We start from the raw sequence: 21,756 nt of genomic DNA, 5'->3' as shown, positions 1-21,756 counted from the left end.
CAAGAACCTTTGCAATAACCCTGAACATTGTCAGTCATTTTAAGGAGTAGCAAAAATGGATTTCAGTAACCCTGCCAAACTCGCCCTGTTGAGCCCCTTCGAATTGAAGGATGCGCTGATCCAGACGGCCAAGCAAAGCAACCGCCTGATGCTGAATGCAGGTCGCGGCAACCCGAATTTCCTGGCAACAACGCCACGCCACGGCTTCTTCCAGTTCGGCCAGTTCGCCATGACGGAAGCGGAACGTTCGTATGTGTACATGGACGACGTGGGCGGCTTTCCCACGCGCGAGGGCATCGAGGCGCGCTTTGAAATTTTCGTGCGTAAACACGAGGGCAACCCGGGCGTGCATTTCATCGAGGCGGCCGTGTCGTATGTGCGCGACCAGCTGGGCCTGAGCGCGGGCGATTTCATCTATGAAATGTGCGAAGCCATCCTCGGCTGCAACTATCCCGTGCCGGACCGCATGCTGCGCCTGTCCGAGAAAATCGTCGGCCAGTATATCCACCGCGAAATGGTCGGCGACCATCCCTTCGTCGGCAACTTCGACATGTACGCGGTCGAAGGCGGCACGGCGGCCATGACGTATCTGTTCTCCAGCCTGAAGTCGAACCACATCATCCAGGAAGGCGACACGATCGCGCTGGGCATGCCGATCTTCACGCCGTACATCGAGATTCCCCAGCTCAATGATTACAAGCTGAACACCGTGCACATCGATGCGCCGCAATCGAACAACTGGCAATTCACCAAGAAAGAGCTGGACAAGCTGCTGGACCCGAAAGTGAAGGCTTTCTTCCTCGTCAATCCCAGCAATCCGCCATCCGTCAAGATCGACGATGAAACCCTGGAATACATCGCCAAGATCATCAAGAAGCGCCCCGATCTGATCATCCTGACCGATGACGTGTATGGCACGTTTGCCGACAATTTCGTCTCGCTGTTCGCCATTTGCCCGTTCAACACCATCCTCGTGTATTCGTTCTCGAAATACTTCGGCGCGACGGGCTGGCGCATGGGCGTGGTCGCCACGCACGAAAACAATGTGCTTGACGACAAGATTGCCAAGTTGCCGGAAACCATCAAGAAGCAGCTGGACGCGCGCTATCACTCCATCACGACCGAGCCGCGCCAGCTGAAATTCATCGACCGCCTGGTGGCCGACAGCCGCACGGTGGCGCTGAACCACACGGCCGGCCTGTCCACGCCCGTGCAGGCGCAGATGACCTTGTTCTCCCTGTTCTCGCTGATGGATGAAGAGCAAAAGTACAAGCAGTCGATGAAGCGCATCGTGCTGCGCCGCAAGGAAGCGCTGTACCGCGAACTGGGTTTGCCGATGGTGCACGACGCCAATTCCGTGCGCTACTACCATCTGCTGGACATGGAGTCCCTGGCCGCGCAGATGCATGGCGTGGAGTTTTCGCAGTGGCTGCTGAAAAAGCTGAAACCGAACGAAGCGCTGTTCCGCCTGGCCGAGGAAACGGGCGTCATCCTGCTGCCGGGCCGCGGCTTCGGCACCACGCATCCGTCCGGCCGCGTCTCGCTGGCCAACCTGAACGAATACGATTACGCCAACATCGGCCGCGCCATCCGCAACATGGCGTCCGAGTTCTTTGCCGTGTTTGAAAAGGAAAAGGGCGGCAAGAAGGCAAAGAAGTAAGCCGCTAGCCGCTTACGCTGAATAAAACGGGCGCCCCGCAAGAGGCGCCCGTTTTTGCATGTCAGCTTTCGTAACCAACAGTGCAGGCTGGAATAGACATCCGTAGATATAATTGCTATTGTGAAAGTATAAACATGGCAACCCCGTGCTTTCCCCTCATTTATTGACTGGACGCTACATGGGCAGATTGCAAGGACACCTATCATTATTGCTGGCGGGCGCGCTGGGCGCGGCCATGCCCGCCCTGGCGGAACCGCTGACCTTCGGCGAAGCGCTGCAGCAAGCGGCAGCGGCCTCTGGCACGGTGCAGGGCGCCGCGCTCGACGTGCGCGCGAAAACATTAAAAGCCGAAGCCTTGTCGAATATCGACGGCCCGTCGGTGGACTTGACGGCGTTTCGCGGCCGCTTGTCGACGGATTTGAGTATCGATACGAGCGGCCTGTCCGGCGTGGTGGGCGGCATCGAATCGGTGCTGCCACCGATTCCCGGCTTGCCCACGCCGCACATTCCCAATTCCCTGAATCGCGAAGTAGTGACGGACCTGACCTCGTTCGGCTTGCTGGGCATGTGGCCCATCTACACGGGCGGGCGCCTGGACGCCGTCAAGGGCCTCGCTTCCAGCCTGACCCTGGCTGCGCAGGCGGAGCGCACGGAGGCGGAAGAGCAGCTGGCCACCCTGGTGGCGCAGCGCTATTTCCAGTTGCTGCTGGCGAAAAGAGTGGTGGCCGTGCGGGCCGAAGTGACGACCGGCGTGACGCAGCACCAGCGCGACGCGGCCAAGCTGGAAAAGGGCGGCCTGATTTCGCGCGCGGAACGCCTGCGCGCCGACGTGGCCCTGGACAGCGCCCGCAGCGACGAGGCGCAGGCGCGCAGCGACGAGGAAATCGCGCAAGTGGCGCTCGACCGTTTGCTCGCCGTGAATACGCAAGTGCGCCCCAGCACGCCGCTGTTCGTCAACAGTTTGCCGGTCGGCACCTTGCAATCGTTCATCAGCACGGGCATGCGCGAAAATGCGAACTGGAAAAAGATCGACAGCAAGCGCGTGCAGGCCGAGCAAGCCTTGAAGCTGCACGGCAAGGAGTACGCGCCCACCGTGTTTGCCATTGGTAACTACAACTTGAATCGCGGCAGCGAAAAGCTCGTGCGTTCGAACTGGGCCATCGGCCTGGTCGTGTCCGTGCCGATCGTGCACCGCATCAACACGGGCAAGATGATCGCCGCAGCCAAGCTGGACCAGGAACGGGTGGAAGTGGTGGCGCGCCAGGCCGAGCGCGACATTCCCACCCTGATCGAGAAGAACTGGCGCGCGCTGGAGAATGCCCGCATCCAGTACTTGTCCACGGCCTCGTCGGTGGAGCTGGCGCGCGAAAATATCCGCTTGCAAACAGTGGCCTTCCAACAAGGGCAAGTGACGTCGCTGGAAGTGGTCGACGCACGCCTGAATCTGGCGAAGGTGGAAACCCAGCGCGCGCAGACTGCCTATAACTATGTGATGGGGCTGGCGCAATTGCTGGAAGCGACGGGCCAGACGCAGCGCCTGGGCAGCCTGGCCGCCGCGGCCGACATCCAATTACCTGTGGACACCAAATAATGAGTACTTCCAAAAAACCATTGGCCATAGTCGCCGCAGTCATCGTCCTGGCTTTCGTGGGCTGGGGCCTGTACCAGGCCTTCCAGCCGCAGCGCCTGCCGTTGCAGGGGCAGATGGATGCGCAGGAAGTCAATGTCTCGTCGAAAGTGCCGGGCCGGGTGGGCGAGCTGTACGTCAAGCTGGGCCAGACGGTGCCGAAAGGTGAGCTGCTGTTCCAGCTGACGAGTCCGGAAGTGGATGCGAAGATCGCGCAAGCGACGGCCGCCACGCAAGCGGCAGATGCCGTGGCGAAAAAGGCGGAAGCGGGCGCGCGGCCGGAGGAAGTTCGTGCCGCGAAAGCCAATTGGGAACGGGCGCAAACGGGGGCGACCATCGCCAAGACCACGTATGCCCGCGTCAACAATATGTTCGAGCAAGGTGTGATCGCCCAGCAGAAACGTGACGAGGCGCAAGCGCAATGGCGCGCCGCCGACCAGCTGGCGCAGGCGGCCCGGGCGCAATATGACATGGCGCAAAAGGGCGCCCGTCCGGAAGACAAGACGGCCGCCGCCGCCCAGGCGCGCCAGGTGGGCGCCGTGCTGACGGAAGCGCAGATCGCCCTGGCGGAAACGAAGGTCGCCGCCCCGGTGGCTGGCCAAGTCAGCAAGATCCAGATACAGCCCGGCGAACTGGCGCCGCAAGGTTTCCCTGTGATCACTTTGGTAAACCTGGACGATGCCTGGGCCGTGCTGCAAGTGCGCGAAGATGAAATGGCAGCGTTTGCCATGGGCAGCACGCATACGGCGAATGTGCCGGCGCTGAAACAGCAGCTGAGTTTCAAGGTCAGCTCCGTGGCCGTGCTGCCGGATTTCGCCACGTGGCGCGCTGCCCGTCCGGGCGGCACGGACTTGCGCACGTTTGAAATCCGTTTGCGCCCCGCCATCAAGGTCGAGGGCTTGCGTCCGGGCATGTCGGTCGTGTTTCCACCGCTCTGATAGCCGATGAGCGAAGCGGATAAAGAGCCGGTTTCAGCGCTGGCGCGCGAGTGGCGGCGCTTGCGCGGCGACTTCTGGGACTTCGGCATGCTTAGCTGGATTCCCGTCGTGCTATGCGGCATGTTGTGGCTGGTGTTTTCCGCCGGCATCGCGCGCGACTTGCCCATCGTCGTCATCGATAACGATAACTCCACCTTGTCGCGCCAGTTGACGCGCTGGCTCGACGCTTCGCCCGGTATCGAGGTCACGGCGAAAGTGGCGTCCAGCGACGAAGCCCTGCATCGCTTGCGCGAACGCACGGCGTTTGGCTATCTGCTCATTCCGAACGATTTCGAACAGAAACTGCTGAGCGGCCGCCAAGCCACCGTGCAATGGCTGTACAACGCGCAGTTTTCTTCGCACGCGGGCGCCTTGCTGCGCGACGTGCGCACGGTCAGCACGACCTTGTCGGCCGGTATCGAGATGACGGCGCGCGTGAAAAAGGGCATGTCGGGCGTGCAGGCCGCGGCCCAGTTCGAACCGATACGCACGACCTTGAACAGCCTGTATAACGACAACGTCAGCTATGAAGCGTTTTTGACCCTGGCCCTGATGCCGGCCATGCTGCAGATTTTCATCGTCGTTGCCGTCGTTACTTCCATCGGACGCGAGTTGCGCGACGGCACGGTGCCGCAATGGTTGGCCTCGGCCCATGGCAGTTGGCTACGCGCCGTCGGCACCAAGCTGCTGTTTCCCCTGATCGCCTACTGCGCGCTGGCGCTGCTGTATTTGCTGTTCTTCAGCCTGGCGCGGGACTGGGCCGTGGCGGGCAGCTTGCCGGCCTTGCTGTTGAGCATGTTGCTGCTGGTGCTGGCTTACTGTGGCCTGGCCACCTTGCTGATCGCCGCCACCTTGTCGCTGCGCCTGGCCCTGTCGGGCGCGGCCTTCATCACGGCGCCGGCCTTCGCGTTTGCGGGCCAGGCCTTTCCCTTGATGGCCATGCCGGCGCCGGCCCGCGCCTGGGCGGAAGCCTTGCCGCTCACGCATTATCTGCAATTGCAAACCAAATACTGGCTGGCCGGCGCGCCGTGGCGCTATGGTGTGCAGGAAATGCTCATTTTGGCTGGCTTTGCCGTCGGCTGCGGCGCCGTGGGCGTATTCCTGCTGGCGCGCCGCGCGAATGCGCCTGCGGCATGGGGGCGTGCATGATGTGGCAATCCTTCCTCGCCACCTGGCGCGCCATGCTGACGGACAAGGGCGCGCTGACCTTGCTGTTCATTGGCGGCATCATTTATTCGTTCTTTTATCCGCTGCCGTACTCGACGGAAATCGTCCAGCGCGTGCCCGTGGCGGTCGTCGACCAGGACCGCAGCGCCATGTCGCGCCAGCTGACGCGCTTCGCCATGGCCCATCCATCCTTGCAAGTCGTGGCCGTCACGCCGGACTTGCCCGTCGCGCAAGATTTATTGTGGCGCGACCAGGTCATGGGCGTGCTGATCCTTCCCGACGGCTTGCAGACGGACGTGCTGGCTGGCCGCGCCGCCCACGCGCAGGTGGCGGGCAATGGCCTATATCTGATGCTGAACAAGGTGGCGCTGAACGGCCTGGCCGAAGTGGTGGGCACCGTGTCGGCCGGGATTGAGCTCAAGCGTTTGGGCGCGGGCACGCCATCGGCCGTGCAGGCCAACCAGCAGCGCTCGCCCATCGCCTTAGCCGCCGTGCCCCTGTTTAATGTCAAGGAAGGCTATGGCGCCTATGTCGTGCCGGGCGTGGCTACTCTTATTGTGCAGCAAACCTTGTTGATCGGCATGACCATGCTGTTCGGCACCTGGTACCAGCGCAAGAGCTTTCCCCTGACAGGCAAGCGCACGGCAGGCAGCTATGCGGGCATGCTGCTGGCGTTTGCCTGCGTGGCGTTTCTCAATTGCTGCTATTTTTTCGGTTTCGTCTTCTGGTTCCAGGATTACCCCCGTGGCGGCAACTTCGGCGGCATGCTCTTGCTGCTGGTACTGTTTTCCCTGGCGGAAGCGGCCTTCGGCATGCTGCTGGGCATGCTGTTCCGCACGCGCGAACGGGGCACGCAACTGATGATCGCCACCTCGATGCCGGTCCTGTTCCTGGCCGGCCTCACCTGGCCCGTCTCGTCCATGCCTATCGTGCTGCAATGGCTGCGCTGGCTGCTGCCATCCACGGCCGGCATCCAGGGCTTTGTTGCGCTTAACCAGATGGGCGCCTCGCTGTATGAAATCCGCCATGAAGTGGCGGGCTTGCTCTGCCTGCTGGCGGCGTGCGTGGCGCTGGGCTGGTGGCGCTGGTGCAAGATGGATGAAACCGTTGTTGATTTGAACAAGGCGTAATGGGAACGATATGCAATAATTTCGTTTCCCTCACGTTGCCTGCACATCATGTCCGCCTTTAACCTGTTCCAGCGCCTGTCCCAAGCCCCCACCAAGCCGAAGGCGGCGCCCGCCGCGCGGCAGTTCGACGTGGCCGATTTGTACCAGGGACCCATCGCGCTGGGAGCAGAAGGCGAGGCGCAAGCGCGGCCTTTCGATGAAAAGCTGCGCCAGGCTTATTTCTGGATCGTCAACCACGCCATCATCAGTCCTCATTACGACATCGAGTACAACGATGGCCCGTCGCAGACGTATTCCGTGGGCGACAGCCGCCGCACCCTGAATTTACCGTCGGCGCAAAGCTATTCCAGTTTTATTTTGCTGCCGCTGCTGACCTTTGCCACGCGCCGCAAATGCCTGTTCGTCGGCGGGCCGGGGCGGGGCAAGACGGCCAGCGCCCTGCTGATGGGGGTGTTGGCCGGTTCGACCGTCAAGGAAGTCAAACGGGCCATGCAGCATGGCCACCCGCAGATGACGGTAGCCGATTTACTGGGCAACCCGCTGCCGGCGGACCTGGTCAATGCGCAAAGCATGGACGATATCCGCATCGCCTGGCGCGCCTGGCTGGGCATGCGCGTGAAAATCGTCGATGAATACAGCCGCATCCCCACGCGCACGCAAAGCGCGCTGCTCACCGTCATGGGCGACAATTACGCGGAAGTGCTGAACCACATTTACGAATGTCCGGAAGCGGCCTGGTATTTGACGGCCAACGACGACCAGGGCGGCGGCACCTACCAGGTGATCGAGGCGCTGCGCGACCGGGTCGACGTGACGGTGCAGGCGCTGGCCTTCAATCCGCGCTTTTTAAATGAGCTGCTGCTGCGCGTGGAAGAAAACGTGCGCCCCGAAGAGCTGGTGCCGCCCGAGATCATCTTCACGGAAGGCGAAGTGGATCAGATAGGCGAAGCAATCCGCCAGGTGGGCATACCCGACGCCGTGCGCCGCCGCCTGGAGTTTTTCGCCAGCCAGTTCGAGCTGTTCGAGACGGCGGGCGGCCAGTTCGAATACATGACCAAGGATACGGCGCGCCTGGCCGGCGCTGACCGTGGCGCCGCGCAGGCGGCCGACAATGGGCGCGACCGCCTGAAGGACCTGGGCTGCCAGACCCTCAACGGCATCTCCGTGCGCACCCTGATGGCGCTGCTGGTCTACGCCAAGGCCATGGCCTACTTTAGAGGCAATGGCGAGGTGGAGCTGGAAGACTTGCGCCAGGTGCTGCCGTTCGTCTTGCATAACAAGCTGCAGCCGGACCCGGACGCGCCCTTTTTCGCGCTGCCGGAAAACGCCGCCTACCGCAGCGACAGGCTGGGTTGGCTGCGCCGCCTGTTCGATTTGTCGAACGATGAATTCAACCGCCTGGACCTGGACCGAGATGATCCCGTTGGCGTGCTGTCTGCGGAATTCGACCTGGGCCTCGATGGCGTCAGCGAGCGCGAGACCCTGGCGCGCCTGAACCGCATCGAAAAGCTGATCGGCGAACGCACGAAAGGGCGCAAGCTGTACGGTCCCCTGTATGACGATTTGCTCAAGCTCAAATACCTGCACCAGCGCTATACCAACTACCGCAGCTGGCTGCGTTCGCAATGAGCGTTCCTTATTGTCTAGGCTTCCTGGAAGCGCTGGCCATACTCAATGGCGAAGCGAGCGACCTGTGCGCGAGCTACGAGTTGCAGCGCCTGCCCGATGCGCCCGATCTCTCCACGGCGCTGGGCTTGCGCGTCGAAGATTATGCCTTGAAAGTCATCGAACCCGCCCGTGACTTGCCGGCAGCCCTGTGGCACGTCAATGCGGTGCCGTGCGGGCGCGCGCACTTGGAGCAAGTGTGCCAGCGCTGGTTTTTCTCGTCGCAGCACATGCAGGCGGCGCCACCGGGGCGCTTCCGCGCGCTGCTCGTGGCCGCCTTCCTGGCGTCGCTCGACGGCGCGCTGGGCGGCTTTTCCCTGCACGCCGTGACGATGACGCCGCCGCCTGGTTTCTGGTACGCGATCCACTGGGACGAGATCGCCTTCGAATCAGGGAACGAACGCTATCTGCTGCATTTTTCGCATAGCGATTGAGGAGCGCTGATGATTTCCCCTGCCTTCGCATCGATACTCGCCGGCGGCCGCGCCCAGTTCAACGGCCGCGCTGCGGAAGCGCGCCGGCGTTTTCCCGCGCTCGACATGGCCGCCTTCGGCGCCTTCCTGCATGATGGCGTCGATCCGCTGGTGGTGGCGGTAGCCGCCGCCGCGCCCGAGCGCGCGGGCGGCGTCACCCTGGCCGCCTACGACATGGCCCTGGAACTGGTGGGCCACGGCTTGGCGGGGCCGGCGGCAAAGAATGCCTTCTTGAACACCGTCTGGCGCGAACTGGCGCCATCGTTTGCGCCGCTGCTGGCGAAGGCCCCCGTCGAGGTGCTGGGCATGCTGAGCAACGCCGCCATCCACCTTTGCGCCGTGGCGGGAGCGCGTCCCGCACAGTGGCAGGCGGAGATGGCTGCCGTGGCGCCGGACGTGACCGCCGTGGCTGAGTTGCGCGTCGTGGGCCAGGTGCTGGCCTGGCGCGCAGGCGTCGCGCATTTTCGCCAGGGCGCGCTGGCCGCCGCCGACACCTTGCCGCTCGCGCTGGCGCTGGCCGCCTTTGGCGAACCGGGTGCGCACTGGCCGCAGGTGCATGCGCAGTTGCTGGCGAATCCCTGGCGCGGCAATGCCGATGGCAGGGAGTTCGGCAGCTTCAGCGGCCTCGGTGGCGCCTTCGGTACGCCGCCGCAAGTGCGCGCGACAAAGGATGGCTGCGGCTTTGCTGTGCGCAGCGCCGAACGCCATTATCTGTTGGTGGCCGACGCCTATGGCGCCGTGCTGCATGGCGCCACGGCGCAGGAGTTCGAGCAGGCGCCAAACGATAGACCATCTTCCGTGCGTCTCGATGGGGCGACCGTGCATATCGGCGCGCGCAGCATCGTGCTCGATGTGCCGGCCGGCGACATCGCCATCGCCGCCAATGCGCATACGCTGGCCATCACCTCACCCTGGACGCATGCGATCCGCTTGCTGCCTCTCGCATGAAGAAAGATGCCGACACCGCGCTGATCGACGCCTGGCAGGCTGCCTGGCCCGAGGCCCTGGCCGTGTGGAGCAAATTTACGCGCTTGCGCGATCCCAGCCTGTGCGCCAGCCACGTCGAGGCCAGCAAGCAGGGCTTGTCCGGCAGCTTCGCCATGATCCGCCTGCTGGACCAGAGCGTCGTGGTCGACTTGCCGCTGGTGACGGAACTGGGGCTGGACGACTATGCGCTGGAAATCCTCGCGCATGAAATCGGCCACCATATCCTCGCGCCGGGCAGCGCCAGCGACCAGTTCCGCCTGCTGGCGCGCATGCGCCGCGCCTTGCCCACCCTGGAGCAGCATGCGCCCATGGTGGCCAACCTGTACACGGACCTGTTCATCAACGACCGGCTGCAGCGCCAGGCGAATTTGCGCATGGCCGATATCTACCGCAAGCTGCAGCAGGGACGCACGGCGCAAGCTGACGCTAAAAGCAGCGGCGGCGTATGGACCCTGTACATGCGCATCTATGAAAACCTGTGGCAGCTGGAAAAGGGAGAGCTGGGCGGCGGCCAGGCCGACGAACGCCTGGATACGGATGCCTGGTTGGGCGCGCGCCTGATACGCGTGTATGCGAACGACTGGATGCTGGCGGCGGGCCGCTTCGCCACCTTGCTGCTGCCTTACCTGGTGGAAGATACGGATGCCCTGGGTGACAGTCTTGACCCCAGTCGCTATCTGCTCGACACGCGCGACGCGGCGCGTGGCTGTCAGACGTATGGCGCGCAGCAGATCGAGGATGACGAGGAGGGCGGAGCCATCCACCCGGTGCATGACAAGCGCATCTCCGGTCTCGATGGGGAAGAGCCGCAAGCCGAGGCGCCGGCCAGGGCGGGCGGCGGCCAGCTGCGCGAACCGTTCGAGCTGGGCGACATTTTGAAAGCCTCGGGCGTGAACCTGAGCGACCATGAAATCGCCATCCGTTACTACCGCGAGCGGGCCTTGCCGCACCTGGTGGCGTTTCCCAGTCGCCCCGCGCCCGAATCGCAGGAGCCGCAGATGGAAGGGCTGGAAGCGTGGGAGATAGGCGATCCGCTGGAAGAAATCGACTGGCTGCAATCCGTGATGCAGTCGCCGCGCCCCGTGCCGGGCGTGACCACCGTGCGCCGCGTGTATGGCCGCGAACCGGCGCGCGCCATCGACGCCGTGCCCGTCGACCTGGACATGTACGTGGACAGTTCCGGCTCCATGCCGAACCCGCAGGCGCACACCTCGTTCCTGACCCTGGCTGGCGCCGTCATCGCTCTGTCCGCCCTGCGCGCGGGCGCGAAAGTGCAGGTAACGCTGTGGAGCGGCAAGAACGAGGTGATGCAGACGCCCGGTTTCGTGCGCGATGAAGACATGATCCTTTGCGTGCTGACGGAATTTTTTGGCGGCGGCACCTGTTTCCCCATCCATTGCCTGCGCCAGACGTATGCCGCCAGGCGCGAACGGCCCGTGCACATCCTGATGATTTCCGACGACGGCATCACCACCATGTTCGACGACGATGAACGGGGCAACAGCGGCTGGGATATTTCCGCCAAGGCGCTGGCCCAGGGCGGCGCGGGCGGCACCATGGCCCTGAACCTGGAGCGCGACTGGGAAGGCGCGGCGACCCACAAGTGGCTGCAGCAAACCTATGACGCGCTGAAACGCGCGCGCCGCGAACAGGGCTGGGATATCCACGCCGTCGAGCGCTACGAGGATTTGCTGGAATTTGCGCGGGCGTTCAGCCGGCGCCACTATATACAATCATGATATGCACACTCCCGGTCCCCACCTCGAAACCCTGACCCACCGCCTGGCCGACACGCCCGCCGAATTCCTCGCCGAGCCGCGCATCGCCGGCGTCGCCAACGCGCAGGCGGTGGCGGTTGCTGCGCTGGTTAACGACATCCTGCTGTTGCATGGCGCGCGCGCACCGGCCGCCTCCTTGCAGGGTTTTATCGGCGCACAGGTGAAGGCGGACCGCAACCGGCTGGCGCTGGCCATGATCCTGTGCTGGCTGCTGGCCGACGACTGGTTCACCGGCCAGCAGTTGCGGCAGCCAGCCTTGCTGCAATTGCTGGGCGAGGCGGCGCGCGAACTGGCCGCCGCCACGCCGGCCCACCAATTCACGCAAGACCCGGAGCGGCGCGAGGAACTGGCGCGCATCGTGCTGGCGCGCCTGGGCTTTCGTCCCCGCGCTGAAAGCGTGACGCAGGCCACGGACAGATTGTCCGCCATCAGCGGCACGGAGCGCCGCCGCTTGCTCGAAGCGAGCCGACTGGCCGAACAGCGCGCGCGGGAAATCCGCGAGGCGCTGGCGAAGAAGGCGGCCGAGGAATCGGCTGACAAGTGGTCGCGCGAATGACGCTCGCTGGCAAACCTGACGTCAATCGGCCTGGCGGCGCCTGGGAATCGGACCGCGACTACTGCCCCACCCTGACGCAAACGGGTGCGCGCATGCTGGAAAAACTGCGCAGCCATCCCGCAGCGCCCCAGTTCCGCAACCGCAGCGGCAACAAGCTGCTGGCTGACGAAGTCGATGCGTTGCGTGCTTATGAGCAGGAAGTCATGCAGGCGACGATCAGCTGGAGCGCCGTCGCGCCGCCATCCTGGCTGCCCGATTTTCTCAAGGCGACTTATGCCACGGTGCCGTACTACCGCGCCTGCGGTTCGCCACCCGCCCGCCTTGCGGACGTGGCGCCCATCAGCCGCGCCGAACTGGCGCACGATATCGCCGCCTTCGTGCCTGACGATGCGGACCTGGCGCGCATGATCAATTTCCAGACGACGGGCACCACGGGCCACCCGCTGCTGATCGCTTCGCACCCGCTGGTGGCGGGGCGCTACCTGGCTTTCCACAAGCGCGCGCTGCGGCGCTTCGGCGTGACCTTGCGCCATGGCGCGGGGCAGGTGGGCGTCATGCTGCTGGGGCACCAGCGCCGCTGCTTCACCTATGTCTCCGTCACGCCCACGATGCACGAATCGGGCCTGGCGAAGATCAATCTGCACGTGGACGACTGGCGCGAGCCGGACGACCGCGCGCGCTATCTTGATGCCATGGCACCCGAATTGATCGCGGGCGACCCCATCTCGTTTGCCGAGCTGCTGGCCTTGCCCATGACGCACAAGCCGGCCGCGCTGATGTCCGTCTCGATGATGCTGTTGCCCGGCATGCGCGCGCGCCTGGAAGAGCGTTTCGGCTGCCCCGTGCTCGACATCTATTCGCTCAATGAGGTGGGGCCAGTGGCCGTCTACGATGAGCAGGCGGGTGGCCACGTGCTGCTGCAGTACCGGCTGTACGTGGAAATCCTCGACGCCGGCGGCCAGCCCGTGCCGCTTGGCGCGCGCGGCGAAATCACCGTGACGGGCGGTTTCAATTTCTGCCTGCCCCTGGTGCGCTACCGCACGGGCGATTGCGCCTCGCTGGTCCATGGGCCGCATGGCCCCGTGCTGGTAGGCCTGGCGGGCCGCAGTCCCTTGCGCTACAGGACGATCAAGGGCGAATGGATCAACAATATCGACATCACGCATGCCTTGAAACCGCTGGCCATCGCCTTGTTCGGCGTGCACCAGCATGGCGACGGCACTGTGGTGCTGCGCCTGGCGCCGGGCGCCATGCCGCAGGCTGACCGGGCGCGCGCCTTGCTCGCCCCTTTTTTCGGCGACATCATGGTCGAGACCTTGCTGGCGGAAGACAAGATCATTCAATACACCTCGGATTTGCAGGAAGCGGCAGCATGAATCTTTATAAGCGCGGCCTGGTAGTCGGCAAATTTTGCCCGCTGCACAAGGGCCATGAACTGTTGATCCATCGTGCGCAGGAGGCTTGCGAAGAACTGCTGGTGGTCAGTTACACCAGGCCTGAGTTTCCCGGCCTGGACCCGGCGCGCCGGGACGCCTGGCTGCACGCGCAATTCCCGCAAGCGCAAATCGTGGTGCTGGACGATGCGCGCCTGGCCGCCCTGTGCGCGGCGCGCGGCGTGCCGGCGCGGACCTTGCCGCACAACGACGACGACGGCGAACTGCATCGCCATTTCATGGGCTGGCTGTGCTGGACGGTGCTGGCGCTGCCCGTCGATGCCGTGTTCAGCAGCGAAGACTATGGCCCCGGCTTTGCGCGGGTGCTGGCGCGGCATTACGCGGCGGGCGCGGTGGCGCATGTCAGCGTGGACCAGGCGAGGGGGCTGGTGCCCGTGTCAGGAACGCGGGTAAGGCAAGACCCGCAGGCGCACAGCGCCTTCCTGTCACCGCTGGTGCGTGCCCATTTCGTCACGCGCGTGTGCGTGCTCGGTGGTGAATCGAGCGGCAAGACGACCCTGGCGGCCGCGCTGGCAGCGCATTTCGATACCGGGTGGGTGGCCGAGTATGGCCGCGAGCTGTGGGAAAGCCAGGATGGCGTATTACATTACGACGATCTGCTCAAGATCGGCCGCGAACAGCTGCGCCGCGAAGCGCAAGCCGCCATGGCCGCGCAGCGCTGGCTGTTTTGCGACACGTCGCCCCTGACCACGTATTTTTACTGCGTCGAGATGTTCGGCAGGGCCGAGCAGGAACTGGCGCAGCTGGCCGGGCATCGCTACGACCTGGTGCTGCTGTGCGCGCCCGACTTCCCCTTCATCCAGGACGGTACGCGCCGCGACGGGGATTTCCGCGCGCGCCAGCATGCGTGGTACCAAGCCGAACTGGAACGGCGGGGGATCGCTTATATCGATGTGTCAGGCACGGTGGCCGACAGGGTCAGACAGGTGGCGCAAGTGTTGCCCTGACCGCCGCCAGGATCTCATCTGAAAACGCTTCATCGTCGACGGTGCGCGCCAGCGCCACGGCGCCCACCATGGCCGACAGCATGACGATGGCTTCCTGCCTGGGGTTGCGTTTTTTCTGCCACGGGAAATGCGTCGCCAGCTTGCCGATGATGGATTTCAGGTGGAAGGTGAAGGCGGGGCGCACTGCCGGCTGCTTGCGCGCGTCGCCCGCCAGCGCCGCCAGCAAACAGCCATTGCCTGGCGCATCTCGGTGGGCCGTGCTCACATAATCGCGCACATACTGGCGCATGGCTTCCGGACTGGCCGTAGCCGCATCGAGCGCCACGCGCGAGTGCTCCGAGCCATGCAAGGTGCTTTCGGCCATCAGCGCTTCCTTCGAGGCGAAGTGGTTGTAGAAGGGGCCATGCGTTAGCCCCGTCGCCTGCATGATCTGTCCCACGCTGACGCCGTCAAAGCCTTGCTCACGGAATAGCCGTGCCGCTTCCCGCAGGATACGCTGGTGTTTTTCTGCCGTCTCGGCCGCTGGGTATCGCATGGTGTTCTCCGGTTATTGCACATTTCTGTTGACATCATACATGACGTACGTCATGCTTGCGACACTAAATATGATGATCATCATGTTTAGTGTCGCGTCGAAGCATGATAAGTATCATGCTTACTGTCCCTTCATTTTAATTTGAAAACCTTAAAGGAATCATCATGAGTACAAGCAATATCCAAGGCACGGCCCTCGTCACTGGCGCATCGTCTGGCCTGGGCGCCGTGTATGCGGACCGCTTGGCCAGCCGTGGCTTTGATCTGATCCTGGTGGCGCGCCGGGTCGAGCGCCTAGGCGTGCTAGCCAAGTCGCTGGCGGAAAAGTATGGCGTGGTCGTGCGCGCCATGGCGGCCGACCTGTCTGCACCGGCCGACCTGCAGCGCGTGGCCGATGAACTGACCGGCAGCCCGGCCATCACCATGCTGGTGAATAACGCGGGCGCGTCGATTCTGGCGCCCGTCGTCGATACGCCCAAGGCGGGCATCGCCACCATGGACAAGGTGAATGTGACGGCGCTGGCCCAGCTGACCTACGCCGTGCTGCCGCAATTCAAGCTGCGCAACAGCGGCACCATCATCAACATCGGTTCCGTGCTGTCCTTCCACATCCTGCCGGTCAGCACGATCTATAGCGCCACCAAGGGCTATGTGATGAATTTCACGCGCGGCTTGCAGCAGGAACTGGCCGGCACGGGCATCACGGTGCAGCTGGTGCTGCCCGCATCGACGGCGACGGAAATCTGGGAATTGAGCGGCGTGCCGCTGGCCCAACTGGACCAGGCCACCATCATGCGCGCGGAAGACTGCGTCGATGCGGCCCTGGCGGGCCTGGACCAGGGCGAGCTGGTGACCTTGCCTTCCGTGGAAGACCGGGAGTTGTGGGAGCGTTTTGACGCGGCCCGCCTGGCCCTGTTCGCAGGCGCGATGCGCGGCAAGCCGGCATCGCGCTACGGCCTCGGTGGCTGACAGGAGGGCTGACAGCACCACGCGCCGACGCTACAGCGGTCGCACGGGGATGCAGATGTCGCAAGAGAATTCGCCGGTGGCCGGGTCCATCGCCGTGGCGGCGGAAAAGCGCTCGAAGCAGGGGCGTTCGTCCCATTGCAGGCCGCTGGCCGGCAGCCATTCGCGCGTCATGCGCGTCCATGCGTCGGCGATGGCGCTGGATGGTCCCTTGAACTGTGCCACAGCATAGCGCCCGCCCGGCAGGGTGGTGATGCTGGCCCGGCCACCTGCCTGGAAGCCATCGGGAACGGCGACGCAGGCGTCGTAGCGGCATTTGCCTGGCGGCGTGATGCTGGGATCGTCATGACCGATGCCGTAGCAGGTCGCGTCGCCCAGGCCGTGCGACTGCATCCATGGCGCGACGGTGTCGCGCCAGAAGGCGCTGATGGCGGGGCCGTAAGGGCCGATATGGCGCTGGCACGCCACGCTGGCGGGCGGCAGGTCGAGGATGGTGACTTGCATGGGACTCTCTCTATGAAGTGGATTGGAGTGCCCATGGTGCTGGAAGTTCGGCAGGTCTGCCTGATCGGCATTGCGCATCGCCTGATCCGGATTGCTATCTAGCCGGCGCAGGTGCATGGCCGCGAGCATGGCGGCGTTTTTCGCGGCGACGCCGGCGCGCCAGGCTGTCGGCGTGCAGCCGAATTTCAGCTTGAAGGCGCGCTCAAACGCTTCGCCGGAACCGAAACCCGTCGCCAGCGCGATGTTCAGTATCGTTTCGTCGGGGCGCACAGCCAGCCGCAGGGCGGCCGTTTCCAGGCGGCGAATACGCGATGAAAGTGGAAACGCGAAAAATGCGCGACGTCGGCCAGCTGCGCCAGGTCCAGCGGCGTGTCCAAGTGGCGGTTGATGTGGTCAAGCACGGCATTCATGCGCCGTGCATATTCGGCGCGGAACTGGCCGCAGAACTGGCCAGATACTGGCTGCTCAGGGGACGGAGGAGGGGAAGACATGCCGCCGATTATGGCATGAAGTCCCCGCCGTGCAGCGCCAGGGCGGGAAGTCAGGGCGCGTTCGACGCCTGTTCCAGCTCGTCGCGCGCAATCAGGGCGATGCTTTCATTGGCCAGGTCAAAGGTGGAATCATGCGTCGCAGCGGGCGTTTTGCATAGCATCCGGTTCTGTTCGTCATAATTTCACAATAATTTCCTGAGGATTACTTAGAATTTATAGTTGTTGTACAGCAGTGCCGCCAGGACGGCGCCCAGCAGCGGGCCGATGACCGGCACCCAGGCATAGCGCCAATCGCTGTCGCGCTTGCCCGGGATGGGCAGGATTGCGTGCATGATGCGCGGACCAAAGTCGCGCGCCGGGCTCATCGCGTAACCCGTGGTGCCGCCGAGCGACACGCCTATGCCCAGCACCAGCAGGGCGACGGGCAAGGCACTCATGGCGCCCAGTCCGAAGCTTGGCACCGCCATGTTCAGGACGGCAAACACGAGAACGAAGGTGGCGATCATTTCGGCGGCCAGGCTGCCGAAGGTGCCCCGGATCGCCGGGCCGGTGCAAAAGACTGCCAGTTTGGTGTCGCCATCGGGGGTGCTCTCGAAGTGCTTGTAGTAGACGACCCATACCAGAAACGCCCCCATCATGCCACCCAGCATTTGCATGGCGACATAGGCGGGAACCTTTGCCCAAGGGAATTTCCCGACCACCGCCAGCGCCACGGTGACCACCGGATTGAGGTGGCCGCCGCTGGCGGCGGCGGTGCACAGCACGGCGACAAAGACCGCCATCGCCCAGCCGATGGCGATCACGATCAGGCCGCTGTTATGGCCCTTGGTTTTCTGCAAGATGACGTTGGCGACCACGCCATTGCCCAGCAGGACGAGTAACGTGGTGCCGATGAATTCGGCGAATAAAGGATTCATGTGAAGCTTCCAGTGAAATGTGGGGGATGGGCGCTTGGCGGATCAGACCGCATCGGCCCAGGCTTTGCTGGCGTTGACCGCACGCTGCCATCCCTGTATATGGGCCTTCACTGTGCTCGCGTCGAGCGCCGGCGTGAAACGGCGGTCCAGTTTCCATTGATCCTGTATGTCGCTGACATCCTTCCAGTAGCCGACCGCCAAGCCGGCCAGGTACGCCGCGCCCAGGGCCGTCGTTTCGGTGATTTGCGGGCGCACCACGTCGACGCCGAGCAAGTCCGATTGGAATTGCATCAACAAATCGTTTGCCACCGCGCCGCCGTCGACGCGCAATTCGGTAATCTTGCCACCCAGGTCGGCTTCCATTGCCTTTAATACATCCAGCGACTGGTAGGCGATGCTGTCGAGCGCAGCGCGCGCGATGTGGGCCGAGGTGGTACCGCGCGTCACGCCGAACAGCGTGCCGCGGGCGCGCGGATTCCAATGCGGTGCGCCGAGTCCGGCGAAGGCCGGCACCAGATAGACGCCGTCGCCATGTGGCACAGAGCGGGCCAGCGCCTCGATTTCAGCGGCGCTCTTGATGATGCCGAGTCCGTCGCGCAGCCATTGCACGACCGCGCCGCCGATGAAAATGCTGCCTTCGAGCGCGTAGTTGACCTGCTCGCCGATCTGCCATGCGATCGTAGTGACGAGATTGTTTTTCGATTCAATTGGTTTGTCGCCCGTGTTCATCACCAGGAAACAACCTGTGCCGTAGGTGTTCTTGACCATGCCTGGCTTGGTGCACATCTGGCCGAACAGCGCCGCATGCTGGTCGCCGGCGATGCCGGCCAGCGGCACGGCGGAGGCAAACAAGGTGGTTTTGGTGCTGCCGTAGACGGACGAAGATGGATGGACTTCAGGCAGCATGCTGCGCGGGATATCCATCATGGCCAGCAACTCGTCGTCCCATTCCAGCGTGTGGATGTTGAACAGCATGGTGCGCGAGGCGTTGGTGACATCGGTGACGTGCAGTCCTTGCTGCGTCAGATTCCAGACCAGCCAGCTGTCGACAGTGCCGAAGGCGAGCTTGCCCTGGTTGGCGCGTTCGCGCGCCCCTGGAACATTGTCGAGTATCCAGCGGATCTTGGTTGCGGAGAAATACGAATCTATCGGCAAGCCGGTTTTTTCCCGCACGATGGCTTCGAGGCCGCGGCCTTTCAGTTCATCGCAGAAATCGGCCGTGCGGCGGTCTTGCCAGACGATGGCGTTGTACACCGGGCGGCCCGTCTCGCGGTCCCAGACGATGGTGGTTTCGCGCTGGTTGGTGATGCCGATGGCGGCGATCGATGCGCCATTCAGACCAGCGTGCGTGACGGCTTCGGCGGCGACGCCGGCCTGCGTCGACCAGATATCCTGTGGGTCATGCTCGACCCAACCTGGCTGCGGATAAATTTGCGGGAATTCCTTTTGTGCTACCGAGACGATGTTGCCGGCCCGATCAAACAACACTGCGCGCGAGCTTGTCGTTCCCTGATCGAGCGCAAGAATGTATTGGTCCTTCATCGCCATTTTCTGCATGTCTTATCTCCGTCTATAGTTGATTTTTTTTGCCGGTCTTTGCCGCGCCGGTCACTCGGTAAAACTGTCATCCCGTGTCCAGGGAGATGGCCCAGGCAAGGCAAAGCCGCCTGGAACAGTGCGCATGGTCGGCCTTCAGCGCGGCGGGCGCCATTCGCCCGATACCGGCGTGTCGCCATCGCTGCGCTCCGGCTGTTCAATCGCTCATCTCATGCTGCGACTCCCGCTTGCAGGTGATGCGAGATCTGCTGCATCGACATCTGTTTGATCCATTCTTCCAGACGCGCCACATGCTGCGGCTGGCAGTACAGGCCGCATTTGGTTCTGCGCCAAAGGATGTCTTCGGCGCTGCGCGCCCATTCCACCTCAAACAGATAGCGCGCCTCCTGTTCGTACACGCCGGGCGTCAGCTCCTCGCCCAGATCCGCCATATTGTTTGCCGTACCGAGCATGCGCCTGGCGCGGGTGCCGTAGCAGCGCGCATAACGTTGCACCAGTTTGCCCGGCAGCCATGGGTACTGGGCGTGCAGTTGTTGTGCAAAGCGCTCGAAGTCGATGCTGTCAACCAGCGCGCCCGCTTGCTCCAGGTCGCCACCCGGCAAGGGTGCCGAGGCGGTCCAGTCCGGTGCATCGCCGCCCAGGCGCGGCTGCAGCATGGCCAGCGCTTCTTCCGACAGTTTTCGGTAAGTGGTGATCTTGCCGCCCCAGATATTGAGGAAGGGGGCTGTGTTCGGGTCGCATTCGAGCAGGTAGTCGCGCGTTACCGCCGAGGCATTTTGCGCGCTGTCGTCGAGCAGCGGTCGCACCCCGGAATAGGTCCAGACCACGTCGCTCGGTGCAATCTGTTTGGTGAAATAACGGTTGGCCACCTCGCACAGGTAGCTCACTTCGCCGTCGCTGATCGTCACCTTGCCGGGCTCGCCGGTATATTCCAGGTCGGTGGTGCCGATCAGGGTGAATTCGTCCTGATAGGGAATCGCGAAGATGATGCGTTTGTCCTGGTTCTGGAAAATATAGGCGTAAGGATGATCGAACAGGCGCGGCACGATGATGTGGCTGCCCTTGACCAGCCGCAGCCCGTGCGTATTGCTCACGCCCGAGGCGGCGTTGGCGAATTGCGCGGTCCAGGGGCCGGCGGCGTTCACGATGGCGCGCGCAGTCACGTCGATGCGGCCATGCTGCTCGCTCTCCAGCGTGGCGTGCCAGCCCTGGCCTTCCTGCCGTACCGCCGCGCAGCGGGTGCGGGTCAGAATGGTGGCGCCGCGTTCGCTGGCGTCCAGCGCATTGAGCACCACCAGTCGCGCATCGTCCACCCAGCCGTCAGAGTACACGAAGCCCTTGCGGAAATCGCCCTTCAGCGGGCCGCCCGCCACGTGCTGGCGCAGCGACACGCCTTCCGAAGCCGGCAGAAAAGCGCGTCGCGCCAGATGGTCATACAGGAACAGCCCGGCACGGATCATCCAGGCTGGCCGTTGTCCGGCATCGTGAGGCATGACGAATCGCAGCGGCCACATGATGTGCGGTGCAGTGCGCAACAGCAATTCGCGTTCCTGCAAGGCCTTGCGCACCAGCTTGAATTCGTAATACTCAAGATAACGCAGGCCGCCGTGTATCAGTTTTGTGCTGGCCGAGGATGTGTGCTGGGCCAGATCGTGCTGCTCGCACAGGATGACGCGCAAACCGCGGCCTGCCGCATCGCGCGCGATACCGACGCCGTTGATGCCGCCGCCGACGATTAAAAGATCACAGTCCTGTTGCGCTAGCTGCTTGATTGTCGATTGCATCATGATCCTGGAGGTGGTGATAGGCCGCTATGGGCTATAAAAAAGTGCATGGTTTCAGGTGTTTTTTCATCCCGCCACGCAGTCGCTGCCATGCGCCTGCCTGCCACTGCCATTGGCACATCCAGGCGTCCATGCAAACAGGAAGCAAAATGCGCCGAAGTGAAGAATAACGCGTTTTTTTTCTTTATTCTACGCAAATTCGAAAATTTAACAACAGATAATTATTCTTTTTTGTTCGTTTAGATTCGTTTTCGCAGCAAGACAATATCGACCAGAGCCGCGGCGCATAGGCCTGCTGCTCGCCACATGCCTGGCGCACGGACGTTCGCCGATCATCAATCCCGACAGGAGTGCCGAAGAAGTCGCCATGGCATGGGCATGGCATCAGGGGGAGGGGGGAGATAAAGAGCTTCCGGGCTGGACCTGGGGGTTATCCAGTGCAACCATGGGGACGATGACAGAAGCGTCGCTGGCGCTCTGCGTGAACGCCGGCTTCGCTTTACGGCATATAGGAGCCTATCCCGGCAGGGTCTGCATGCATGTGCCGGGACAGGCTTTCAGCTTGATTTCAGCCAGATTTCA

The 21,756-nt window shown here is 63.4% G+C and carries 19 protein-coding genes; 13 read left to right on the top strand and 6 right to left on the bottom strand.

From position 1 onward, the window contains the following. Positions 1-55: 55 nt before the first annotated feature. The 12 genes from ACQ4W0_RS13515 (at position 56) to ACQ4W0_RS13460 (ending at position 14,421) form a co-directional block, all read left to right on the top strand. Positions 56-1,660, top strand: a complete 1,605-nt coding sequence (locus ACQ4W0_RS13515) for a bifunctional aspartate transaminase/aspartate 4-decarboxylase (protein ID WP_436577184.1) — start codon at positions 56-58, stop codon at positions 1,658-1,660. Positions 1,661-1,838: 178 nt separating this feature from the next. Next, on the top strand, positions 1,839-3,251 hold the full coding sequence (locus tag ACQ4W0_RS13510) for a TolC family protein (RefSeq protein ID WP_436577183.1): 1,413 nt from the start codon (positions 1,839-1,841) through the stop codon (positions 3,249-3,251). Beyond that, positions 3,251-4,225 carry an HlyD family secretion protein gene (locus tag ACQ4W0_RS13505; RefSeq protein WP_436577182.1) on the top strand — a complete coding sequence of 325 codons (975 nt, stop codon included), beginning with the start codon at positions 3,251-3,253 and terminating at the stop codon, positions 4,223-4,225. Before ACQ4W0_RS13510 ends, ACQ4W0_RS13505 begins: the two co-directional genes overlap by 1 nt. A gap of 6 nt (positions 4,226-4,231) precedes the next feature. Next, a complete protein-coding gene (locus ACQ4W0_RS13500; protein WP_436577181.1) occupies positions 4,232-5,413 on the top strand; it encodes an ABC transporter permease in 1,182 nt (393 codons plus the stop codon). Continuing rightward, positions 5,410-6,561 (top strand): ABC transporter permease, encoded by a 1,152-nt coding sequence (locus tag ACQ4W0_RS13495; protein WP_436577180.1) that lies wholly within the window; start codon positions 5,410-5,412, stop codon positions 6,559-6,561. Before ACQ4W0_RS13500 ends, ACQ4W0_RS13495 begins: the two co-directional genes overlap by 4 nt. Positions 6,562-6,609: 48 nt before the next feature. After that, positions 6,610-8,190: an AAA family ATPase gene (locus tag ACQ4W0_RS13490; protein WP_436577179.1), complete on the top strand. Its 1,581-nt coding sequence runs from the start codon at positions 6,610-6,612 to the stop codon at positions 8,188-8,190. Then, on the top strand, positions 8,187-8,660 hold the full coding sequence (locus ACQ4W0_RS13485; RefSeq protein ID WP_436577178.1) for a hypothetical protein: 474 nt from the start codon (positions 8,187-8,189) through the stop codon (positions 8,658-8,660). The genes ACQ4W0_RS13490 and ACQ4W0_RS13485 overlap by 4 nt, the downstream gene beginning before the upstream one ends. 9 nt (positions 8,661-8,669) lie before the next feature. Beyond that, the gene (locus tag ACQ4W0_RS13480; protein WP_436577177.1) at positions 8,670-9,647 is read left to right on the top strand and encodes a hypothetical protein; all 978 of its coding nucleotides are present in this window, start codon (positions 8,670-8,672) and stop codon (positions 9,645-9,647) included. After that, positions 9,644-11,425 (top strand): VWA domain-containing protein, encoded by a 1,782-nt coding sequence (locus ACQ4W0_RS13475; RefSeq protein WP_436577176.1) that lies wholly within the window; start codon positions 9,644-9,646, stop codon positions 11,423-11,425. The genes ACQ4W0_RS13480 and ACQ4W0_RS13475 overlap by 4 nt, the downstream gene beginning before the upstream one ends. A gap of 1 nt (position 11,426) precedes the next feature. Continuing rightward, positions 11,427-12,020 carry a hypothetical protein gene (locus ACQ4W0_RS13470; protein WP_436577175.1) on the top strand — a complete coding sequence of 198 codons (594 nt, stop codon included), beginning with the start codon at positions 11,427-11,429 and terminating at the stop codon, positions 12,018-12,020. Next, positions 12,017-13,396, top strand: a complete 1,380-nt coding sequence (locus tag ACQ4W0_RS13465) for a phenylacetate--CoA ligase family protein (protein ID WP_436577174.1) — start codon at positions 12,017-12,019, stop codon at positions 13,394-13,396. Before ACQ4W0_RS13470 ends, ACQ4W0_RS13465 begins: the two co-directional genes overlap by 4 nt. After that, positions 13,393-14,421: an AAA family ATPase gene (locus ACQ4W0_RS13460; RefSeq protein ID WP_436577173.1), complete on the top strand. Its 1,029-nt coding sequence runs from the start codon at positions 13,393-13,395 to the stop codon at positions 14,419-14,421. Before ACQ4W0_RS13465 ends, ACQ4W0_RS13460 begins: the two co-directional genes overlap by 4 nt. Here the strand turns inward: ACQ4W0_RS13460 and ACQ4W0_RS13455 are convergent. After that, positions 14,393-14,956, bottom strand: coding sequence for a TetR/AcrR family transcriptional regulator (locus ACQ4W0_RS13455; RefSeq protein WP_436577172.1), 564 nt, complete (start codon positions 14,954-14,956; stop codon positions 14,393-14,395). The genes ACQ4W0_RS13460 and ACQ4W0_RS13455 overlap by 29 nt on opposite strands. Before the next feature lie 164 nt (positions 14,957-15,120). Between ACQ4W0_RS13455 and ACQ4W0_RS13450 the strand changes: the two genes are divergently transcribed. Further along, positions 15,121-15,924, top strand: a complete 804-nt coding sequence (locus ACQ4W0_RS13450) for an SDR family NAD(P)-dependent oxidoreductase (protein ID WP_436577171.1) — start codon at positions 15,121-15,123, stop codon at positions 15,922-15,924. Positions 15,925-15,954: 30 nt separating this feature from the next. Here the strand turns inward: ACQ4W0_RS13450 and ACQ4W0_RS13445 are convergent, their stop codons facing one another. From ACQ4W0_RS13445 to glpD, 5 genes are all read right to left on the bottom strand, one after another. Beyond that, complete coding sequence (locus tag ACQ4W0_RS13445) at positions 15,955-16,695, bottom strand: GyrI-like domain-containing protein (RefSeq protein WP_436577170.1); 741 nt, start codon at positions 16,693-16,695, stop codon at positions 15,955-15,957. After that, positions 16,671-16,916 (bottom strand): AraC family transcriptional regulator, encoded by a 246-nt coding sequence (locus tag ACQ4W0_RS13440; RefSeq protein WP_436577169.1) that lies wholly within the window; start codon positions 16,914-16,916, stop codon positions 16,671-16,673. The genes ACQ4W0_RS13445 and ACQ4W0_RS13440 overlap by 25 nt, the downstream gene beginning before the upstream one ends. Before the next feature lie 206 nt (positions 16,917-17,122). After that, positions 17,123-17,833, bottom strand: a complete 711-nt coding sequence (locus ACQ4W0_RS13435) for an MIP/aquaporin family protein (protein ID WP_436577168.1) — start codon at positions 17,831-17,833, stop codon at positions 17,123-17,125. Between the two features lie 42 nt (positions 17,834-17,875). Next, the gene (gene glpK, locus ACQ4W0_RS13430; RefSeq protein ID WP_436577353.1) at positions 17,876-19,375 is read right to left on the bottom strand and encodes a glycerol kinase GlpK; all 1,500 of its coding nucleotides are present in this window, start codon (positions 19,373-19,375) and stop codon (positions 17,876-17,878) included. A gap of 224 nt (positions 19,376-19,599) precedes the next feature. Beyond that, positions 19,600-21,177, bottom strand: a complete 1,578-nt coding sequence (glpD, locus tag ACQ4W0_RS13425; protein WP_436577167.1) for a glycerol-3-phosphate dehydrogenase — start codon at positions 21,175-21,177, stop codon at positions 19,600-19,602. Between the last annotated feature and the right edge of the window lie 579 nt (positions 21,178-21,756).

The organism is Janthinobacterium breve (assembly GCF_051380895.1).
In the GTDB taxonomy this organism is placed as follows: domain Bacteria; phylum Pseudomonadota; class Gammaproteobacteria; order Burkholderiales; family Burkholderiaceae_D; genus Janthinobacterium.
Note: the sequence above shows the minus strand (reverse complement) of the source record. Positions and strands in the feature narration are given on the sequence as shown.